The sequence below is a fragment of the Chryseobacterium sp. AC405b genome (assembly GCF_979258685.1).
Genome location: NZ_OZ409877.1, coordinates 1947183 through 1967231 on the forward strand (window position 1 = coordinate 1947183; position 20049 = coordinate 1967231).

Consider the following 20049-nt stretch of genomic DNA (forward strand, 5'->3'; position numbering starts at 1 on the left):
AAACCACTGTATATTTACGGTGGTTTTCGTTTTTATTAAATTAAAATTATGAATTACTTTGTCTATGCACTTGAGCATGTTTATACAGATAAAACTCACCGTAACAGTAAGTTTTTAGGATATTTTGATGATATTGTAAAGCTGAAAGAAGCAAAAGAAAATGCTTTGAGCCTTCCTGGATTTAGAATCTACCCTAAAGGATTGATTATTAGGAAATATCACGTGGATAAAATTCATTGGCAAGATGGATTTAGTAATGTTATAGGAGAAATTGGAAGAGATTATTTAAGCGAATTAGATGTTATTACAGGAGAGAGCAGATCAATAAAAGAATTGAATTTACAATGTGTTTTTCAAATAAGTCACACCTACACAATTCATACCTTTTTAGATGATGAAAGAATAATTGGAGTGTTTTTAAATGAAAGTAATGCTAACGAAATTGTAGATGATCTCAAAAATAAGCAAGGATTCAAAGAGCATCAAGACGATTTTATAATAAGTAGATTTACTTTAAATAACCAACTGTGGACCACAGGATTTTAAACGGTATAAATAAATTTGAGTAAGTGTGTAAGAGAAGTACATATACATAAAAAAGAGAAACCAAACATTTGATTTCTCTTTTTTAGTGAGCGCGTCAGGATTCGAACCTGAGACCGTCTGCTTAGAAGGCAGATGCTCTATCCAGCTGAGCTACGCACCCATTTGTAATTTTACGAAATTACTAAAACAGTCGGGGCGGCAGGATTCGAACCTGCGACCTCCTGGTCCCAAACCAGGCGCGATGACCGGACTACGCTACGCCCCGATTAAAGGTCATCTAAATACAAGTTTTACCTTGTTTTTTGTGGGTGCAAATATATGGTTTTTTTTGACAATACAAAATTAAAATCAAAGAAATTTAATTTATCATAAAATAACTGATCCTTCAACTTAGAACAAAACGAATGAAAATTGACTAAGATCATCAATAAATAAATCAAAAAAGAGAGTGTCGCACAACATACTCTCTTTTGTTTTTAATCATCAATTTTTAAATTCTCTCTAATTCTTCAGCGCTGATAACGGTTTTAAAACTTCCGTAATTCACAGTAACTTTATTTTTAGAAATTGTTTCTATGGTTCCTACACTCGTACTTCCGGTTATACGAACGCGTTGTCCGATTTTCATCCAGACTGCACGGTCGGTTTTGCGTTTTTCCTCAATTTTATCGTTGGTTTCGCTTATTTTATCGATAATGTCTACCTTTTTAAGCTGTTGGGTGATTTTTCTTTTTACCACCTGCAGACGTTTTGTTTCGTCCTTATCAGCTCCGATTTTTCTGAATTTTTCCTGTTCAAGAATTTTTACAAAATCTTTCACCACATCTTTTCTCGATTTTCCTTTAATATAACTCTCGATAAATGATTCAATTTTATTCCCGAATTGCAGCTTTCGGTGTTCATCTTCATACAGTTTCTGGAAGTTAAAAAGCTTCTGCTGTAGCTGTTCGTTCAATTTCTGAAGATGATCACGTTTGTCTTCTACAGAACCTTTTCTTTCGGCAAGATCAGTTTTTAGTTTTTCGACTTCAAATTTTTCCTGCTGAAGTTTTACAATGGTTTTATCTAAATTGACGATGTCATGTTCTACTTTTTTCTTTGCAGAATGAATGATAAATCTCGGAATTTTATTTTTTTCGGCCACCTCAAAAGTGAATGAGCTGCCGGCTTGTCCGATTTCCAGTTTATACATCGGTTCCAGGGTTTTCTCATCGAAAAGCATTGCTGCATTTTGTGCATTCGGAAGTTCTTCGATTACGATTTTAATGTTGGTATAGTGAGTCGTAATAATAGCAAAACTCTTCTTATCATAGAAAAACTCAAGAAAACTTTCTGCCAAAGCACCACCCAGTTCCGGGTCAGAACCTGTTCCGAATTCGTCAATTAATAAAAGGGTATCAGGATTAGATTCGCGGATGATTCCGCCCATTTTCTTTAATCTGGATGAGTATGTCGAAAGATGATTTTCTATCGACTGATTATCCCCAATGTCTGTCATGATTTTTTCAAAGAAAAACATTTCAGATTTGGGATGCACAGGAACTAAAATTCCGCTTTGGATCATCAGCTGAAGCAATCCGACCGTTTTCAAAGTAATGGATTTTCCACCTGCATTAGGCCCGGAAATGCAGATGATTCTGTTGTGTTCCGTTAAGCTTAATGTCTGTGGGAAAATGGTCTTGTTTTCAGCCTTATTTCTTAACCATAATAAAGGATGGAAGGCATCTCTTAGCTTTAAAGTTTTGTGACGGTTGATTTTAGGCAAAACACCATTCACCAGTTCACCAAATTTAGCTTTAGCTCTCGTTAAATCAAGATCAAAAATATAAACCTGATACCTCCAGAGTTGGGGTTGAAAAATGGCCAGTTCTGCCGTAAGCTGTCGCAGGATTTTGTCAATTTCTTTCTTTTCTTCTTCCTGATCTTCACGAAGCTTAAAATAATGTTTAACAACACTGTCAGGCTGAATAAAAGTAATAGAACCGGTTTTTGAGAGCCCTAAAACTCTTCCCGGAACTCTTTTTTTATATGCAGATTTTACTGCTAAAACTCTTTGGTCTTCAATGATGCTTTCGCGGATGTCATCCAGAAAATCGCTCTGGCTGTAATTAAACAGTACCCGGTTGAAATTTTCCTGAATGGCTTTTTTCGCCACCTGCATATCCGCTCGCAATGACTTCAGAATTGGGGATGCTTCACTTTTTACTTCACCGAAACGATTGAAAACTTTGTCAACTTTATCAATAATTTCTTTTTTGAATTCCAAAACAGAAGCTTCCTTCATCAAATTCGGAAACGTATCGGGCATGGTCGGGAAAAACTTCTGAAGTTTTCCTATTTGTTCGGTAAGGGTTTTTATTTTGATAAAAGCTGCATTTTCAAGACGGTAATTCTCAATCAGCATCAATTTCAACTCACTTTCAATATCTTCATATTCATCAAACGGAATCGCATTTGAGCTTTCAAAACTCGACAGATATTCTGAAGTTTTTTTCAGCGAAAGTTCCGCTTCATCAATTTTCATCGGACGAAGCTCAAGGATTTTTTCTCTCGTTTTGGGAGAGTAGGCAAAAGGTGCAATTTCCGCAAGCAATGCCGGAAATTCTAATTCGTTTAAATCTGCTTTATTTATATACACAGTGCAAATTTAGTGAGAAAATGTGAATGTGATGTTGTGGTTTTTGAAAATGAGTTTTTTTAGATCTTATTTAACCACAAAAATTTCAAAAGTTAATATAGTAGTTTTTTTAAAGTCAAATTTTTACCACGAAGTTTGTCATTCCGGAGGGATCTAAGCTTAGTAGTAGAAAATAGATTGGTAAGATTCTGGTTGAGATCCCTACGGGATGACAAAGTGTACAGGAGTTATTTTGGTTTTCAGTACATTTGAAATATGAAATTGCAAACTGAAAGATTAATTTTAAAGCCGATTGACGAAAGCTATGTTGACGATATTTTAAAGATTCGAAGCAATGAAGTGGTCAACCAATTTGTAAAAAGGATTCCGCCAAAAACAAATTATGATGCGCTGGATTTTATTTTAACCATTAAGAAAAGAACTCAAAATAACGAAACTTTCTATTGGGGAATTTCACGAAAAGAGCAACCTAATCTCATTGGAACCATTTGTCTCTGGAAATTCTCTGATGATAGAAAAGAAGCAGAAGTCGGTTATGAATTATTGCCTGAATTTCACAGAAAAGGAATCATGTCTGAAGCTTTGATTACAGTTGTACATTATGGTTTTAATGAATTAAATTTGCAGAAGATTGTTGCAATGACTAATAAGTTTAACGAAAATTCGAAAGGACTTCTTTTGAAACATAATTTTGTTTTGGAAGAGGGTAGAAATGATGAGGGTTTTCCGGAGAATTTGGTTTTTAGTTTGAAGAAAAAGAATTGATAAAATTTTATATAAACTTAAATGGCGAAAAATATTGTAGCAATTTTAATAAGTATTCTCATTCTCCTTTTTTCAGTGAAGGATTTTGGGTACATGTTTATTTCTTTGCCAATTTTCGTCTTACTATCATATACCTTATCAAATTTAATTCTGAAATTAAGTTCTAAGAAATTAGATAAAAGAAAAACTAAAAATTTTGAATGGATATTTTTAATACCTCTTTTTATGATTTTGATATTTGACGGGTATTTTGAAAATACGATTGGTGGGTATGAGTTATTTTGTAAATCTGCTTTTGCAAGTCTTATTTTTAGCAGCTCTACAGTATATATATTATCATTTTATTATAATTTTAATAATGACAAAACAAAAAGAAATAATATTCTGAGTCTTAGCATTTTTTTTCTACTTTTAATACCTTCATTAAGTATTTTCATTAATTATAGATTTCCAATTTCTGCCGACAAAAAAGATAGAGTTGAAATAAATAAAAAGTATATTAGTAATGGTTCAAAAGGTGGTAAATCTTATATAATATTTATCAGAACTAAATTTGATAAGAATGAGAGATTAAGTATTGATGAAGAATTTTACGAGAGAATCTCAGACAATCAAGTTGTTGAGTTAACTTTAGCTGAAGGCATTCTCGGATATGATTATGTTGACGAAATAAAAGCAATTAATAAATATTAGACACATGACTTGGACAGAAATTCTAGCCCCAATAAAAAGCACACCCTACTTTACCAATCTCTGGGAAAAAGTAAAACAGGAATACGCAACCACAAAAGTTTTCCCGCCAAAAAAACAGATTTTCAGAGCATTGGAAATTACTCCTTTTAATAATGTCGAAGTTGTAATTATTGGGCAAGATCCTTATCATAATGATTTTCAGGCAAATGGTTTGTGCTTTTCTGTTTCCGAACAGGTAACTGCACCGCCTTCACTGAAAAATATTTTTATTGAACTAAAAAGTGATTTAGGAATTGAAAGAACATCAAAAGAATTGGATGATTGGGGAAAACAGGGTGTTTTATTATTAAATGCGACATTAACAGTTCGTGCACATTCTCCGAATTCTCACAAAGACTTAGGCTGGGAAACATTTACCAATTATATTATTAAAGAAATTTCAGAGAAGAAAGAAAATGTGGTTTTCGTTTTGTGGGGAGCATTTGCGCAGAAAAAAGCCGAACTCATTGATCCGGCTAAGCATTTTATTTTAAAGTCTGCACATCCTTCGCCTTTTTCTGTTTATAAAGGTTTTTTCGGAAGCAAGCCTTTTTCAAAAATTAATGAATATTTAACTTCGAAAGGCAAAAAACCTATCGATTGGTAGAATTTTCTCCATCTTTTGAGATTACGATTCCTATTCTGTATTTTCCGGCCAGTGATTTTGCTCCTTCTCCTGCACTCGGAGCAGGATTTACTTCAACCAAAGAAATCGTATATCCGTTAAAAACAGTTGATTTGTGGTAATTTCGTCCAGCATTTTCAGTCGTTGCTAATGGTATAGTCATGGGTCTTGTATAAGTTCCCAAAAACTCAATATTTGCAACGGCAGCTCCTTGCCAAACGCAGGTAACTCCTTCCGGACAGCGGCTGTCTTCTGAAATGTTTTTGAAAGTAATGTTCATTTCATATTCTTTCAGGAATTTATTTTCTCCTTCTGTGAAGTAGATGACTTTACCTTCAATGTTTTTAATATCAGAATTTTTAACAGTCACTTTTTCGGTGTTTTTTGAATCTTTCTGAGCGTTACAATTGGCTAAAAGTAAAACAGCGAAACCTGAAATGATTATTTTGTACAACATATCTTTAAATAAAGTTAATCATATCTAAAACGACAACCATCAGCATTGCAATTCCTACCACCAAACTGAAGCCTGTTCCATAAATAAATCCTATGAATGCACCCTTGGTAGAGCGAAGTGCCTTATTCATGTCTTTGCTGTCGTGCAATAGTTCACCTATAAAAACTCCGGCAAACATTCCTACCAAAAACCCAAGCGGAATGGGTATAAAAATTCCGACAATCGTTCCAATAACAGAGCCTATGCTTCCCCAACGGGTTCCGCCATACTTTCGGTTGGTCTTTGCAGGAATTACATAACTTAAAATTACTGATACTAATGACAGGATCACGAAAGCCCAAATATAGATCATGGAAAGGTCTGCATCTGTTCCGTATTTATAAATCAGTAAACCGGCTAGACTTAAAACTAAACCAGGTAATACCGGTAAAAAAGTACCGAGAATCCCGAGAATTAGAAGAATAATACATAAAATTGAGATAAGCGAATGATCCATAGTTAATTTTAAATTTAAAAAAGAAAGTGACTTACAAGAAGTCACTTTCACATCATCAATTTTTAAGCCGAATATTACAAGTTTAAAATTACGTATTGCAGAATGACTCCTGCATTTCCGATATTTCCAGTAGCGTGATTATGGAAAGTTGTATAATAAATATACCCACTTCCTGAAGCTCCTGAGCAAGTTCCTAATGTTGCTCCCAGCGCAATAAGATAAGGCACCGCAATTTGAGGAACACTAATGGTAATTTGAATGTTGCTCTGAAGGGTTACACAAATGGTTGTGTATTGTAAATTGGGTGCATTACCAATAGGTGTTGTTGGAACGTTGGTGCTGGTAAATTGGTTGGTTCTCAGCATTAACGGATCATTAGTTGCTGCATCTTTCACCAAAACTTCCCAGTAGGCAGCATCATAACTGATGATTTTTTGCCAGGCTCCCAGATCATAATCTATATTTAAACTGTTGAATCCTAAAGCGCTTACCAAGGCAGCATTGTTTACAGTTCCGGCAACCTGCCCTGCAGATCCTATATTTTTTGAGCATAATTTTGTGTCTGGTACAAATCCGCCGGGAAGAGAGCAGTTATTGGTGTTGTCATTTCCACCTACCAGATAAGAAACATCCCAATCTGATGCATATACGCTGCCTCCATTGGCTACAAAAACTGCCAAATTGGTTTCTATCAGAGGATAAATAGAAGAAAACTGACTGTATTTTCTGGAACCGCAGTTAAGAAAAAGAATATCATACTGCGCTAAAGTGTTGATATTGGCGAGGTCTGCATGGGTAATCTCGGTTGCTGTATATCCAAGATTCTGGATAATGGTTTCGATCTTATCGTAATTCCCTTTTACATAGGCTATTTTGGCAACCTGTGTCAGTTTTGTTTGTGTCAGTTCAAGATTTACAGTTTCATTATTTTTGATATTGGCTGTAACTTCTGTGCGGAAGTTGCTTCCATTTCCGGTCTGGATATAAATGGTGTGGTTTCCTTCCGGTGCTTCCAAAATAAAATTACCATCCGAATCTGAGTTGGTGTGATAAATTTTGTACTTGTCATCAAATGTAAAGACTGATGCGCCCCCAATTGGTTTTGCACCATTCTGAGACATCACTCTGCCGGAAACTTTTCCTGTTTTTAAAACATTTTCTGTAACTACCTCTGTGGTCGTGTACGGATCTGAGCTACACGATACGGAAAACATCAATAAAATAAAGATGAATAAAAGATTGAGTTTTTGCATAAGAATTAGTTTTTATGTTATTATAGGCTAAGTTACTAAATGTTTGTGAAATTATTTGTTTTTAATCTAATTTTTTGAATTATTTTATATAATTTTGAGAGCGGACAAGGGTTTTTATCAATGTTCATGGGCTATTGATCTTAATGAATTTCATAAATTCGCACTAATGAAAGACGAAATAAAAGACACTAAAAGTTTTTTTCAGGAAACGAGTGAACAGCTTTATATTTATATTACGAAAGTTTCTCCTACGGGGCTTGACTGGGTTTTCCATATCATCGTGAAACTGGCTTTGCTGTTGGCAATATTTTTAGTTATTGATTTTATTCTGAAATATGTTATCAGAAATGTTTTCCGTCTTTTTAGAAATGAGCAGAAATATCCAATTATAAAATCTATTTATCAATCCAGGATTACCAATTCTGTAGCACATTTTATTTCGTTAATTATTGTTGCATCGCTTCACGAATCTATCTTTGTGGGAGCATTAGTAAAAACCAATGTTTTATTACACAGATTGGTGAATCTGGGATTGGTTCTCATTCTTGCAGGGATGCTCTACAGATCATTGACGGCTTTCAGGAATTACTTTACCATCAAGCAGGATTATTATAAAGTGATGGCAATCAATGCGATATCGGAGACTGTAAAAATTATGGGTATTTTTATGTTTTCGATTGTAGGTATTTGTGTGATCTTCGGAATTAAAGGCACCACCATTGTTGGAAGTTTAGGTGCAATCACCGCAGTTTTGGTTTTGGTCTTCAGAGATACTATTTTGGGATTTGTTACCGGCATACACGTAGCAACTTCTAAAAGCCTTAAAGTTGGCGACTGGATTGGGATTCCGAAATATAATATTGAAGGAAATATTTTAGATATCAGTTTACTGACTACCAAAATTTCTAATTTTGATAAAACCATATCATCCATTCCAACGTATGATTTACTGACCACCGAGATAAAAAATCTTCAGGTGATGTCAGAATCCAATACCCGAAGAATAAAAAAATCTATTTTTTTTAATATCAATTCTTTTAAATTCCTTCATGATGAAGAAATTGAACGTTTAAAAGAGATTAATCTAATTTCAGGGTATCTGGATAAAAAAATAAATGAAATTGTAAAAGAAAAAGAACAGATAGAGCATAAAAATAAAATTATCAACGGAAGACAACTCACAAATATTGGTGTGTTCAGATATTATGCCCAAAAGTATCTGGAAAATGATCCTGAAATCGATAAAGAAAGCCCGATCATGGTTCGTCAGTTAGAAATCACCACGCAGGGTCTTCCTATGGAAATATATTGTTTTGCAAACGATTCTAAATGGGAAAAATTTGAGCAGATTCAGGCAGATATTTTTGATCATCTTCTTGTAGCTTCTAAAGAATTTGATCTCCAGATTATGCAGATCGGCTTGCCGAAATAAATTTTTAAAAATCAGTTAAGAGATTACGATCAACTTGTTAATAAAGTAAATCTGAAATCTCCTCTCTAACACTATAATAATGACAAAACTAAGCGTAAATATCAATAAAATTGCAACCATAAGAAACGCAAGAGGCGGTGAAACCCCAAGTGTGACAGAAGCTGCAATTAAAATCCAGGAATTTGGTGCTCACGGTATTACCATTCATCCAAGACCTGATGAAAGACACATCACAAGAAAAGACGTTTATGATCTGAAACCTTTGGTAACGACAGAGTTTAATATCGAAGGAAATCCGCACAGAGATTTTATCGATATGGTTTTGGGAGTGAAGCCAGAACAGGTGACTTTGGTTCCCGATGCTGATGATGCCATTACTTCCAATGCAGGTTGGGATACCAAAAAAAACCTTGATTTTTTAAAGGAGATTATTAAAGAATTTAAAAATGCAGGAATCAGAACTTCTGTTTTTCTTGATCCAAATCCTGAGTTGGTAGAATATGCAGCTCAAACAGGAGCCGACAGAATTGAATTGTACACAGAAGCTTATGCAAGAGATTATATTAATAATAAAGAACAGGCAATACAGCCATATTACGATACAGCAGTTGTGGCGAATGAATTTGGTTTGGGAATTAATGCCGGTCACGATTTAAGTTTAGAAAATTTAAAATATTTTGCGGATAATATTCCGAATTTGCTGGAAGTTTCTATTGGTCACGCTTTAGTTTCTGAAGCTTTATACATGGGAATGGAAAACACGGTTCAGGCTTATTTGAAGAGATTGGCAAAATGGTAAATTCATAGACATCGGATGTTAGATTTCAGATATTAGACTGAAAAAAAAGCCATAATTATCATCTAACATCTGATGTCTGAAATCTAATATCTAAGAAAATGGAAATTTTACATTCAAAAATATTCGGCGAAAATCATTCGTCAACGCCGCTTTTAGTATTTCACGGTTTATTCGGAATGCTTGATAACTGGGGGAGTTTCGGAAAAGAATTGGGTGAGTTTTTGCCTGTTCATTTGATTGACCTTCGAAATCACGGAAGAAGTTTTCATTCTGAAGAGATGTCTCACGACGATCTGGCAAACGACATTGCCAATTATATGGATCATTATGGCATCGAAAAAGCCCATGTTTTAGGACATTCCTTAGGAGGAAAAGCGGTCATGCAGTTTGCATTGAGTTACCCTGAAAAGGTTGAAAAACTGATCGTGGTCGATATTTCTCCGAAAGCTTATCCACCACATCATCAAGGAATCATTAAAGCTCTTGAAACGGTTGATTTTGAAGCAGTAAAATCCAGAAATGAAGTAGAAGCAGTTCTCAGTCAGTATATTCCCGAAAAATCTACCATTCAGTTTTTAGCTAAAAATTTATATTGGGAAGAAATCGGAGAAACAAAAAAACTCAACTGGAGATTTAATTTGAAAACACTTTCAGAAAAATACAATCAGTTTGTTTCAAACGCTATAAAATTTGGAGTTTTTGAAGGCGAAACTTTGTTTATAGCTGGTGAAAAATCAAATTATATTTTACCACAAGACAGTTTTGCTATTAAACAACAATTTCCAAAAGCTCAGATTATCGCGGTAAAAAATGCTGCACATTGGGTTCAGGCAGATAATCCTGTTGAGTTCAGCGAAGTGGTGAGAAATTTTTTAGATTTAAATTAAATCTATAATTTTAAATGAACATATCAGTGAAATTAAAAAATTTTGTGCTCTTTACTAAATATAACGCCTTGCAAACCTTAAAAACAGGTAGTAGTTAAAAAATCTTTGCGAACTTTACATTAAAATAATTTTTAGTACATTTATTAATATCATCAAATTCTATCAAACAATCACTTAAAATTTGCAAATTTGCAGAAATTTGTAATTCAACAATCAAGCAGGAAATAAACTCATGGTTTTTGTAACAGGAGCAACAGGAATTTTAGGCAGAATCATCGTTTTGGAACTTTTGAAAAAAGGGAGAAGCGTGCGTGCTGCAAAAAGACCTGCAAGTAATATGGATGAAGTAAAACATTCTTATCAGTATTACACCGAAAAACCTGAAGAATTTTTTAATCAAATTGAATGGGTAGATGTTGATTTTGACGATATTCATTCGTTACAAGATGCTTTGAACGGCGTTACAGAAGTCTATCACTGTGCTGCAAAAGTAAGTTTTCATCCGAAAGATGAAAAAGAAATGAATCATACCAATATAAAAGGTACAGAAAATCTTTTGTTTGCCTGTGAAAATTCAAGTGTTCAGAAATTTCTTCATGTAAGTTCCATTGCGGTTCTGGATAATGCTAATGAAAAGGGTGAGCTTGATGAAGAGTCAGATTTTAATCCAAAAATAGAACATTCTGCCTATGCGATTTCAAAACATCTTTCAGAAATGGAAGTATGGAGAGCTTCAGCCGAAGGTTTGAATACCATCATCATCAATCCCGGAATGATCGTGGGAACCGGAAACTGGAAACAGAGCAGTGGAGAATTATTTTCTACTTTTGAAAAAAACAGTTTTACATTTTCCGGAGGTGCAGCTTATATTGATGTGCGTGATGTAGCAAAAATTGCAGTCGATCTTATGGAAAAAGATCAATTCGGGGAACGTTTTATTTTAATTTCGGAAAGTAAAAAATATGCAGAAATCGGAAATCAGATCAGAAGAAAATTAAATCTAAAAAATGCCAGAATTCTGTCAAATACAGAATTGAATATCGGTAGATGGCTGAATGTTTTTTTCGGATGGATGATTCCTCAACTGAAGATGGCCACAAAAACCAATATAGAAGCAGTAACTACTTTGAGTACAATTTCAAATGAGAAAGTGAAAACAACTTTAAACTATCATTTTATTCCTGTAAAGGATAGCATTGATTTCCATCTCAATAATTATATTAATGACAAAAAGCTGAATAAATTATAATGAATCTTGCAGAGGCAATTATCAGTAAAAATGCAGAAAAACATCCTTACAAATCAGCTGTTGGTTTTAAAAAGAAAGAAGGATGGAAAGAATTGAGTTGGAAAAAATTCAGCGAAATTATTTATAAAACTGCAAACGCATTAAAAAATAACGGAGTAGAAGAAAATGACAAAGTCGCCATCTATGCAGACAACTCTGCAGAATGGTTGATCTTTGATTTGGCTGCAATGTCAATCGGAGCCATTACGGTTCCCATTTATTCCACCAACAATGCAGAACAGGCAGAATATATTATTAATGATTCTCGGGCAAAAGTTATTTTAGTAGGAAACCAGGCTCAATATGATGCATCTTTCGAAATTGTAAACAGAGAAAACAGCCTTCAGACCATCATCGTTTCTAAAAAAGCAGTTTGGGTAAAAAAAGAGCATACTTTTTACCTTGAAGATTTTATTGCTAAATCTTCACCAAAACTAGAGATTGTTAAAAAAGAACTTGATGACCTTGCAACCATTATTTATACATCCGGAACTACCGGAACACCAAAAGGTGTACTGCTTACCCACGGAAATTTCATTAAATCTTTTGATGCTCATTTTGAGTTTTTTAAGTTTAAAAACTTCGAAGAAGAACTTTCACTAGCCTTCTTACCGCTTACTCATGTTTTTGAAAGATGTTGGAGCTTATTGTGTCTTTATGGTGGTGCAAGAGTGTATTTTTTGGAAGATCCGAAAGATATTGCTGCAGCATTAGCTGAAGTAAAACCAACCATGATGTGCGCCGTGCCGAGATTTTTTCAGAAAGTGTACGCAGGAGTTTTGGAAAAAGCAGCGGAAAGTTCATCATTCAAGAAAAAAATATTCGACTGGGCGCTAAAAGTAGGGAAACAAACTGCAGAACTAAGAAGAAAAGAACAATCAATTCCTATTGGATTAGCTGTGAAAAGCTCTCTTGCAAATGCTTTGGTTTTCAATAAAGTGAAGCAGAAAATGGGCGGCAGACTTTGGTTTATGCCATGCGGCGGAGCTTCGATTTCGTCCGATGTGACGCAATTATTTGAGGCGATGGGATTGCATGTAACGGTTGGCTATGGTCTTACCGAAACTACAGCAACGCTCACGGCTTTTCCGCTTACCAGATTTGAGCATGGAAGCTGTGGAAAACCTTTACCCGGTGTAGAAATCCGTATCGGAGAAAACGATGAAATTCAGGCAAAAGGAAACGGTATTATGAAAGGATACTACCAAAAGCCTGAAGAAACAGCAAAAGTTTTTACACAGGATGGTTGGTTTAGAACCGGTGACGCAGGCAAGTTTGATGAAAACGGAAATCTGTTTATTACCGACCGTATCAAAGACTTAATGAAAACTTCCAACGGAAAATACATTGCGCCACAACAGATTGAAAATATTCTGACGAACAATAATTTTATCAGTCAGATTGTTCTGATTGCAGAAGGCAGACAGTTTGTTTCAGCATTGATTGTCCCGAATTTTGAATTTTTGTCAGACTATGCAAAAAAGAGCAACATCTCGTTTGCCAATCATGAGGAATTGGTACAGAAAAAGGACATCATTGATTTTTATAAAGATAAATTGAAAGAATTACAGCACGAGCTTTCAGATTTTGAAAAAGTGAAAAAATTCACTTTAATGCCATCAGAATTTGAAATCAGCAGCGGAGAAATCACTCCGACCTTAAAGGTGAAAAGAACTGTGGTTCTGAAAAAATATGCTGAATTAATTGAGAAAATGTATTAGATAAACTTTTTTTAACCAAAGATGATCAACTTAAAGTTTGTGATTTCATAGGAATCTCAACAGTGCTTTTGGGTTAGGATTAAGTTTAGTATTTTAAAAATTGAACTATGACAACACAGGATTTTTTAGGAAAACAAGAACATACGATTAATTCAAAAACAGTTTCAGAAAGCTGTCCGTCAAATATTGCCTTAATCAAATATTGGGGGAAATATGACAATCAGATTCCTGCAAATCCGAGTATCAGTTATACTTTAAATCATTGCAAAACCAATACAACCATTGAGTTCTTAGCAAATGAACCATTCTCCGTGCAGACTTTTCTATCAGGAAATGAAGAACTAAAATTTGCCGAGAAAATCGAGAAATATTTTAAAAATATTGAGCAGTATCTTCCCTGGATTTTAAAAGGAAAATACATCATTAATACTGAAAATACATTTCCCCACAGCTCAGGAATTGCGAGTTCAGCTTCAGGTTTCGGGGCGATTGCAAAATGTCTGATGAAATTAGACGAAAATTTTTCAGGAAAAAATTCTGAGGAAGAATCTCTTCAAAAAGCCTCTTTTTTAGCCAGATTAGGAAGTGGAAGTGCCTGTAGAAGTTTATACAACGGATTGGTGGTTTGGGGCGAATCTGATGAGGTTAAAGACAGCTCAGATCTATTTGCAGTACAATATCCAAACGCTGAAATTCATGACGTTTTCAAAGATTTTAATGATTGGGTTTTATTGATTCATGAAGGACAAAAAAGCGTATCATCTACAGTTGGGCACGGTTTGATGAATACCAATCCTTATGCGGAAAGAAGATTTCAGGAAGCAAGAGAAAATTTTGTTCCCATGAAAGAAATTCTGAAGAGTGGGGATTTGAAAAGTTTCATCAAATTAGTAGAACACGAAGCTCTTACACTTCACGCTATGATGATGATGAGTGACCCCGCATTTATCCTGATGCAAACAGGAACTCTGGAAGTGATTAATAAAATCTGGAATTTCAGAAAAGAAACAGAATTGCCGTTGTTTTTCACTTTAGATGCAGGAGCGAATGTTCATCTTTTATTTCCAAATGATGGTTCGGAAGAAAAAATAAAAACTTTTATTGAAGCCGAATTACTCCAGCACACTCAGAAGAATGGAGTGGTGAAGGATGTGATGAAATTCTAATATCGATATGAGCGGACTTTAGTCCGCCTTTTTTTAATGTTTTGAAAAATATTGCTTTAATCAAACGTATCAAACCACCCCGTCAAAAATTCTAATCGAATTTTCGCCACCCTCCAAAGAAGGGGAATTAAAAAAAGTAAAACAAATTAATCTTCAGTCACTACTGCATCTCGCTCTCCGTTTTCTTCTTTACCTTCTTTTATGATTTCTTCAGCTTCAGCAATTTCCTCAGAATCTGCCTGTTCTACGCGTTCTTCCTGATCATCATTGTGATGATCAATAAAAAATTCACAATAAACAGGAAGGTGATCTGAACCGAAATTTTCTAATGTTTTTAAATCTTTAATGAAGATATCTTCACTGTGAAACATCAGGTCAATCGGAAATCTTAATAGCCTTGATTTTGCATGAAAAGTCGATACAAAAGCATGCCCAACTCTTGGATCAATCAAATGGCTCGTTTTTCTGAATAAAATTGATGATTTAGACCATGCAACATTATTAAAATCTCCCACAACAATTACAGGTTTGATGAAATCTTTCACTCTTTTTGCAACGCTCAGCAAGTCACCGTCCCTTTCTTTTGACGTTTCTTCTTCAGTGGGACTTGGCGGCGGCGGATGCACTCCGAAAAAAACAAATTGATAGCCATCTTCGGTTTTTAAATGTGCCTCAATGCTCGGAATGTCATCGGCAACAAAATAGTGTGTTATCGAATCTTCAATTTTCAACTTAGAGTAAAAGTGCATTCCGTAAGTGTTTTCCAATGTCACTTTATGATGATACGGATACTCTGTTTCCAATACCTGCAATGCTTTTTCCCAATCGGCATTGCTTTCCATCGTTAGAAATACATCGGGTTGCTGTCTCTTGACCAGATCAATAAATTTTTGATAATCTTTATTGAACTGATATACATTTGCAGAAATAAAATGATGTTTTTTGGATGAGTTTTTTGTCTGGTGATGTTTTTTTACTTTGTAAAGGGGGGTATATCTGATCAGAGTAATTCCGTGATAGATAAACATGGCGAGTAAAAGCCCTTGAAGAAACCAGAAATATTCAGACTTTTCAACAAAAAATCCCAGAGCGAACGTAATTATAGTAAAATAAGTTATTTGAATCTTTCCAAAATCAGGAAAACGAAAAATCCAGTGTGAACTTGGAAATTTTGGAAGTATCGTTAAAACAAAAAGTAGACCTACTAAAACAAGGTACGTTTCCCACATATTTATAAAATCAATGTTTAAAAATAAGTTATTTTTCATTGATTTCAAATCTTTCGGGTTTTAAACTTTGTTAATAAATATAGTTTAATAATTATTCATTAATTTTAGTTTTTAAAACTGTAGATCATGAGTAAGCTTTTAGTGTTGACTGTATTTTTAACTTCATTTTCTTTTGCACAAAAAACCGATACCGATTTGGCAAAAGAGACGGTTGAGAAATTATTTTTGGGAATGAAAAATGCAGATTCTGCAGTCATAAAATCTGTGTTCACGGAAGATGCGATTTTACAAAGCATAAAAAAAGACGGAGCGGTAAAAACTGAAAATATAAAAGAATTTATTACATCCATTTCCAGGTTGTCAAAAAATGATGCAGATGAAAAGATTACTGTTAATGCCGTGCATATTGATGGTAATTTAGCAAGTATTTTTACACCGTATGAATTTTATTATAAAGGGAAGTTTTCTCACTGCGGAGCTAACAGTTTTCAACTGGTTAAACAAAATGGGGAATGGAAGATTCAATATTTAATTGACACAAGAAGAAATAACTGTAATAAATAATTTTTAAAATGAAAATTCACCATATTGCTATTATCTGTTCAGATTATACAATTTCAAAAAAGTTTTACACAGAGATTTTAGGTTTGAATATCATTCGTGAAGTATACAGAGAAGAAAGGCAGTCTTATAAACTAGATTTAGCCATTGGAGAAAATTATGTAATCGAATTATTTTCTTTCCCGAATCCTCCTGCAAGACCATCTATACCGGAATCCTGTGGTTTAAGACATTTGGCTTTCTCAGTAAAAAATGTGAATGACAAGCGTGAAGAATTAATTCAGAAAGGTTTAAACTGTGAAGAAATCCGTATTGATGAATTTACAGGAAAAGAATTTTTCTTTACTCAGGATCCAGATCAGTTGCCTTTAGAATTTTATGAAAATTAAATTTTAAAAAGTGTCTTTTTAGATCAATTTTCAATTATTATTAATGAGCATAGCCGGTAATGAAACTGATCACCATAATCACCAAAACAATCGATGAAATAATAACATACGTGTAATCTTTCTCTTTCAGATAACCGATTAAAGCAAAAATAATTCTCATCAGAGGAGTGAAAATAAGCATCAGAATTCCCAGTTGAATGATTGCCATTCCTTCACCTTTGCAAAGCGTATCCCAAAAATGGCTCCATACTTTTTCAGAAGAAGTTCCCATATCAAGATGTTTGTATTTAGGAATTTCAACTCCTTCAATGAACAGTTTTACAAAACCAATCAGCGATGTGATAACCGATAAGATAACGCCCAATCGAAGCAGGTTTCCAACAGAACGGTTAAGATCAATATCTGTAAAATTCTTTCTCATGAGAAATTATTTCTAATGCCGTTATACATCATATAAACCGAAAGAATCGTAATTACAATGGCGAAAAATGTCTTTAGTTTTTTTGTTTTTGAAACCATTAAAGTTTTTGATCCGATGAAACTTCCAACGACAACGCCTACCAAAACCGGAGCTACAATGACAGGAATAATTTCGCCTCTCTGGAAATAAATTAACGAACTCGCAACCGCAGTTACGCCAATCATAAAGTTGCTTGTTGTTGTAGAAACCTTGAAGGGGAGTCTCATCATATTATCCATTGCCAGAACTTTCAGCGCACCTGAACCGATTCCTAAAAGTCCGGACATTGCACCGGCAAACATCATCATAAAAAATCCGGGAACGGTATTTCTGGCGGCATACGTTTTCATAATACCTTTATCGGGGAATGTTCCGTAAAGTTTTAATTTTTCTTCTAAACTACCTTTAATTAACGGTTCCTGATGATCTGGTTTTCCTTTAAGATTTAAAATGACGGTCAGAAGAAGAATACTGGCGAAAATAATCCCAATGGTATTTGGATTCAGCATTCCGGAAACTAAAGCTCCGACAATCGCACCGGCTGTGGTAGCGATCTCCAAAAACATACCTATTCTCATATTGGTGAATCCTTCTTTTACAAAAGCAACTGCTGCACCCGATGAAGTTCCGATCACAGAAATAAGTGATGCACCAATCGCATAATGCATAGGAACTCCGAAACCAAGCGTCAATAAAGGGATAATGATAACTCCTCCTCCCAGACCTGTGAGTGATCCTAAAAGACCAGCAGAGATCGCACCGAGAAAGAGAATAATGATTTCTGACATGTCACAAATATAAAACTATTGCCGTTTTTAGCCAAACTTTAATGAAAGATTATTTTTTGCCGTATTTTTGCAAAAAATAAATATCATAATGAGATTATTTTACATAATTCTTGGGGCAACACCGAAAGGCAGAAACATAGAACAGCATGATGTTTTCTTCGGCATTGCTGACAAGCTTCATAATCTTGTTCCGGATATAAAAGATTTTTGGAAGGAAGCAGAAGGTAAAATACATTTAGATGCGTATCAGGAACTGAAATTCATCGATGGATACGAAGTGAAAATTGTTGAAAAAACAACATTGAAGCAGGAAAATCAATTGTTTTTTATCAATCTTGGGGGTTACAAAAGAGGCTTTTTTACAGAGTTTCACGAGCAACATCTGATGGTGGGAAGCTCCATGGGTGAAGTGGTGAAAAGAGTGAAAAAAACTGAATTCTACAGAACGATGGGCTTTAAAAACGCAGTAAGTCATATTGATGATAAACATGGAGTAGATATTGATGATATTTTTGCAGTCAATGATATTCTTCCGGAATATATGAGAGAAAAATATTCGATTATTCTGGAACAATCAGAAGAAGAAAACCAGGAAAATATTTCAGAAGTGGGATATTTTAAGATTGATAAAATTTAATAAAAACTTAAAGAAAAATGAAAATAGGAATTTTAGGCGGCGGACAGCTCGGGAGAATGTTGATTCAGGAAGCATTGAAATATGATGATGAATTTTATACTTTAGATCCGGCTTCAGATGCGCCTTGTCACAATATTTCATATTTTACGCAAGGAAATTTCAACGATTACGAGACTGTTTTAGATTTTGGTAAAGATAAAGATGTTGTTACGATAGAAATTGAGCACGTGAATGCCGATGCTTTGGCAGAACTGGAAAAGCAAGGCATAAAAGTGGTTCCGAATGCTGCGATTATTAAAACGATTCAGCAGAAAATTCTTCAGAAGCAATTTTATAAAGCTCATAATATTCCAAGTCCGGATTTTGAAATTATGGACGGAAGTTCAGATGAAATAAAAATCCAGTTTCCGTTTGTACAAAAACTAAATACCGGCGGTTATGATGGCAAAGGGGTGCAGATCATCCGTTCATCTGAAGATTTGAGAAATCTCTGGACTGAAGATTCTGTTTTAGAAAATCTGGTTGATATTGATAAAGAGCTTTCTGTGATTGTTGCGATCAACGAAAATGGCGAAACCAAAACTTTCCCGGTAACAGAAATGGTTGCTGACCCGAAATTAAATTTACTCGATTTCAATATTTGTCCGGTTTTTTTAAGTGAAGATATTGAAAATCAAATCGATTCGATTACAGAGAAATTTCTGAATGCGGTCAATTCTCCGGGATTGTTTGCGATTGAATTATTTTTAGACAAAGAAGGCAAAGTTTGGGTCAACGAAACGGCACCGAGACTTCACAATTCGGGACATCAAAGTCAGGAAGGAAATGCTAATTCGCAGTTCGAACAAATGTATCGTGTGGTGAAAAACTTACCTTTAGCCGATACCGATGCAATTATTTTTAGCGGAATGCTGAATTTAGTTGGAGCAGAAGGATTTTCAGGAAAAGTAATTTACGAAGGAATGGAAGAGGTTTTAAAGCTTCCTGAAACGTACATTCACCTTTACGGAAAAAGTGAAACTAAACCCGGTAGAAAAATGGGACACATTAATGTCTTGGCAGATTCCAGAGAAGAATTGATGGAAAAACTGGTGAAAGTGAAATCGATGGTGAGAGTGATTGCTTAGAAATAGTAAAGACTGCTGAAAAGCAGTCTTTTTTTATAATTTATTTTTCTAGT

General features: G+C 34.5%; 21 protein-coding genes and 2 tRNA genes. 14 read left to right on the top strand and 9 right to left on the bottom strand.

Going from position 1 to position 20049, the window contains the following annotated elements:
• The first annotated feature begins 48 nt into the window (after window positions 1–48).
• Window positions 49–546: a hypothetical protein gene (locus ACZZZA_RS09415; RefSeq protein WP_463431245.1), complete on the top strand. Its 498-nt coding sequence runs from the start codon at window positions 49–51 to the stop codon at window positions 544–546.
• Window positions 547–632: 86 nt separating this feature from the next.
• On the opposite strand, the gene ACZZZA_RS09420 is transcribed toward ACZZZA_RS09415, so the two are convergent.
• The 3 genes from ACZZZA_RS09420 to ACZZZA_RS09430 all read right to left on the bottom strand — a co-directional run bounded on the left by ACZZZA_RS09420 (window position 633) and on the right by ACZZZA_RS09430 (window position 3184).
• Window positions 633–706 (bottom strand) — tRNA-Arg (locus ACZZZA_RS09420).
• A 30-nt stretch (window positions 707–736) separates the two neighbouring features.
• Window positions 737–811, bottom strand: a tRNA-Pro gene (locus tag ACZZZA_RS09425).
• 225 nt (window positions 812–1036) lie between these two features.
• The gene (locus tag ACZZZA_RS09430) at window positions 1037–3184 is read right to left on the bottom strand and encodes an endonuclease MutS2 (RefSeq protein WP_463431247.1); all 2148 of its coding nucleotides are present in this window, start codon (window positions 3182–3184) and stop codon (window positions 1037–1039) included.
• 255 nt (window positions 3185–3439) lie between these two features.
• Here ACZZZA_RS09430 and ACZZZA_RS09435 point away from each other — a divergent pair, with 255 nt between their 5' ends.
• From ACZZZA_RS09435 to ACZZZA_RS09445, 3 genes are read left to right on the top strand one after another with little or no spacing between them, the layout of a single operon-like run.
• Entirely contained in the window at window positions 3440–3949 is a 510-nt protein-coding gene (locus ACZZZA_RS09435; protein ID WP_463431249.1) for a GNAT family N-acetyltransferase, read from the top strand.
• 21 nt (window positions 3950–3970) lie between these two features.
• Window positions 3971–4642 (top strand): hypothetical protein, encoded by a 672-nt coding sequence (locus tag ACZZZA_RS09440; RefSeq protein WP_463431251.1) that lies wholly within the window; start codon window positions 3971–3973, stop codon window positions 4640–4642.
• 4 nt (window positions 4643–4646) lie between these two features.
• Window positions 4647–5288, top strand: a complete 642-nt coding sequence (locus tag ACZZZA_RS09445; RefSeq protein ID WP_463431253.1) for a uracil-DNA glycosylase — start codon at window positions 4647–4649, stop codon at window positions 5286–5288.
• Here ACZZZA_RS09445 and ACZZZA_RS09450 read toward each other — a convergent pair.
• From ACZZZA_RS09450 to ACZZZA_RS09460, 3 genes are all read right to left on the bottom strand, one after another.
• Window positions 5275–5763 carry a hypothetical protein gene (locus tag ACZZZA_RS09450; protein WP_463431255.1) on the bottom strand — a complete coding sequence of 163 codons (489 nt, stop codon included), beginning with the start codon at window positions 5761–5763 and terminating at the stop codon, window positions 5275–5277. The two genes, ACZZZA_RS09445 and ACZZZA_RS09450, sit on opposite strands and share 14 nt — an antisense overlap.
• A gap of 4 nt (window positions 5764–5767) precedes the next feature.
• On the bottom strand, window positions 5768–6259 hold the full coding sequence (locus tag ACZZZA_RS09455; protein WP_463431257.1) for a DUF456 domain-containing protein: 492 nt from the start codon (window positions 6257–6259) through the stop codon (window positions 5768–5770).
• Window positions 6260–6333: 74 nt separating this feature from the next.
• On the bottom strand, window positions 6334–7512 hold the full coding sequence (locus tag ACZZZA_RS09460) for a carboxypeptidase regulatory-like domain-containing protein (RefSeq protein ID WP_463431259.1): 1179 nt from the start codon (window positions 7510–7512) through the stop codon (window positions 6334–6336).
• Window positions 7513–7678: 166 nt separating this feature from the next.
• Here ACZZZA_RS09460 and ACZZZA_RS09465 point away from each other — a divergent pair, with 166 nt between their 5' ends.
• The 6 genes from ACZZZA_RS09465 (at window position 7679) to ACZZZA_RS09490 (ending at window position 14805) form a co-directional block, all read left to right on the top strand.
• Window positions 7679–8944, top strand: a complete 1266-nt coding sequence (locus ACZZZA_RS09465) for a mechanosensitive ion channel family protein (protein ID WP_463431261.1) — start codon at window positions 7679–7681, stop codon at window positions 8942–8944.
• A 79-nt stretch (window positions 8945–9023) separates the two neighbouring features.
• On the top strand, window positions 9024–9743 hold the full coding sequence (locus ACZZZA_RS09470; protein ID WP_463431263.1) for a pyridoxine 5'-phosphate synthase: 720 nt from the start codon (window positions 9024–9026) through the stop codon (window positions 9741–9743).
• Between the two features lie 98 nt (window positions 9744–9841).
• Window positions 9842–10630, top strand: coding sequence for an alpha/beta fold hydrolase (locus tag ACZZZA_RS09475; protein ID WP_463431265.1), 789 nt, complete (start codon window positions 9842–9844; stop codon window positions 10628–10630).
• Between the two features lie 232 nt (window positions 10631–10862).
• Window positions 10863–11879: an NAD-dependent epimerase/dehydratase family protein gene (locus ACZZZA_RS09480; RefSeq protein ID WP_463431267.1), complete on the top strand. Its 1017-nt coding sequence runs from the start codon at window positions 10863–10865 to the stop codon at window positions 11877–11879.
• Window positions 11879–13639 carry an AMP-dependent synthetase/ligase gene (locus ACZZZA_RS09485; protein WP_463431269.1) on the top strand — a complete coding sequence of 587 codons (1761 nt, stop codon included), beginning with the start codon at window positions 11879–11881 and terminating at the stop codon, window positions 13637–13639. The genes ACZZZA_RS09480 and ACZZZA_RS09485 overlap by 1 nt, the downstream gene beginning before the upstream one ends.
• A 107-nt stretch (window positions 13640–13746) precedes the next feature.
• Complete coding sequence (locus tag ACZZZA_RS09490; RefSeq protein ID WP_463431271.1) at window positions 13747–14805, top strand: diphosphomevalonate decarboxylase; 1059 nt, start codon at window positions 13747–13749, stop codon at window positions 14803–14805.
• Window positions 14806–14951: 146 nt separating this feature from the next.
• Here ACZZZA_RS09490 and ACZZZA_RS09495 read toward each other — a convergent pair whose 3' ends face one another.
• On the bottom strand, window positions 14952–16073 hold the full coding sequence (locus tag ACZZZA_RS09495) for an endonuclease/exonuclease/phosphatase family protein (RefSeq protein WP_463431273.1): 1122 nt from the start codon (window positions 16071–16073) through the stop codon (window positions 14952–14954).
• 87 nt (window positions 16074–16160) lie between these two features.
• Between ACZZZA_RS09495 and ACZZZA_RS09500 the strand changes: the two genes are divergently transcribed.
• Both ACZZZA_RS09500 and gloA2 read left to right on the top strand, forming a co-directional pair.
• Window positions 16161–16598, top strand: a complete 438-nt coding sequence (locus ACZZZA_RS09500; protein WP_463431275.1) for a nuclear transport factor 2 family protein — start codon at window positions 16161–16163, stop codon at window positions 16596–16598.
• A gap of 8 nt (window positions 16599–16606) precedes the next feature.
• Window positions 16607–16984 (top strand): SMU1112c/YaeR family gloxylase I-like metalloprotein, encoded by a 378-nt coding sequence (gene gloA2 / locus ACZZZA_RS09505; RefSeq protein WP_463431277.1) that lies wholly within the window; start codon window positions 16607–16609, stop codon window positions 16982–16984.
• A 40-nt stretch (window positions 16985–17024) separates the two neighbouring features.
• Here the strand turns inward: gloA2 and ACZZZA_RS09510 are convergent, their stop codons facing one another.
• Window positions 17025–17405 (bottom strand): DUF1634 domain-containing protein, encoded by a 381-nt coding sequence (locus tag ACZZZA_RS09510; RefSeq protein WP_463431279.1) that lies wholly within the window; start codon window positions 17403–17405, stop codon window positions 17025–17027.
• Window positions 17402–18232: a sulfite exporter TauE/SafE family protein gene (locus ACZZZA_RS09515; protein ID WP_463431281.1), complete on the bottom strand. Its 831-nt coding sequence runs from the start codon at window positions 18230–18232 to the stop codon at window positions 17402–17404. Before ACZZZA_RS09515 ends, ACZZZA_RS09510 begins: the two co-directional genes overlap by 4 nt.
• Before the next feature lie 88 nt (window positions 18233–18320).
• Between ACZZZA_RS09515 and ACZZZA_RS09520 the strand changes: the two genes are divergently transcribed.
• Both ACZZZA_RS09520 and ACZZZA_RS09525 read left to right on the top strand, forming a co-directional pair.
• Window positions 18321–18869: a DUF1543 domain-containing protein gene (locus ACZZZA_RS09520; RefSeq protein WP_463431283.1), complete on the top strand. Its 549-nt coding sequence runs from the start codon at window positions 18321–18323 to the stop codon at window positions 18867–18869.
• Between the two features lie 17 nt (window positions 18870–18886).
• Window positions 18887–19996: a 5-(carboxyamino)imidazole ribonucleotide synthase gene (locus ACZZZA_RS09525; RefSeq protein ID WP_463431285.1), complete on the top strand. Its 1110-nt coding sequence runs from the start codon at window positions 18887–18889 to the stop codon at window positions 19994–19996.
• The last annotated feature ends 53 nt before the right edge of the window (window positions 19997–20049 follow it).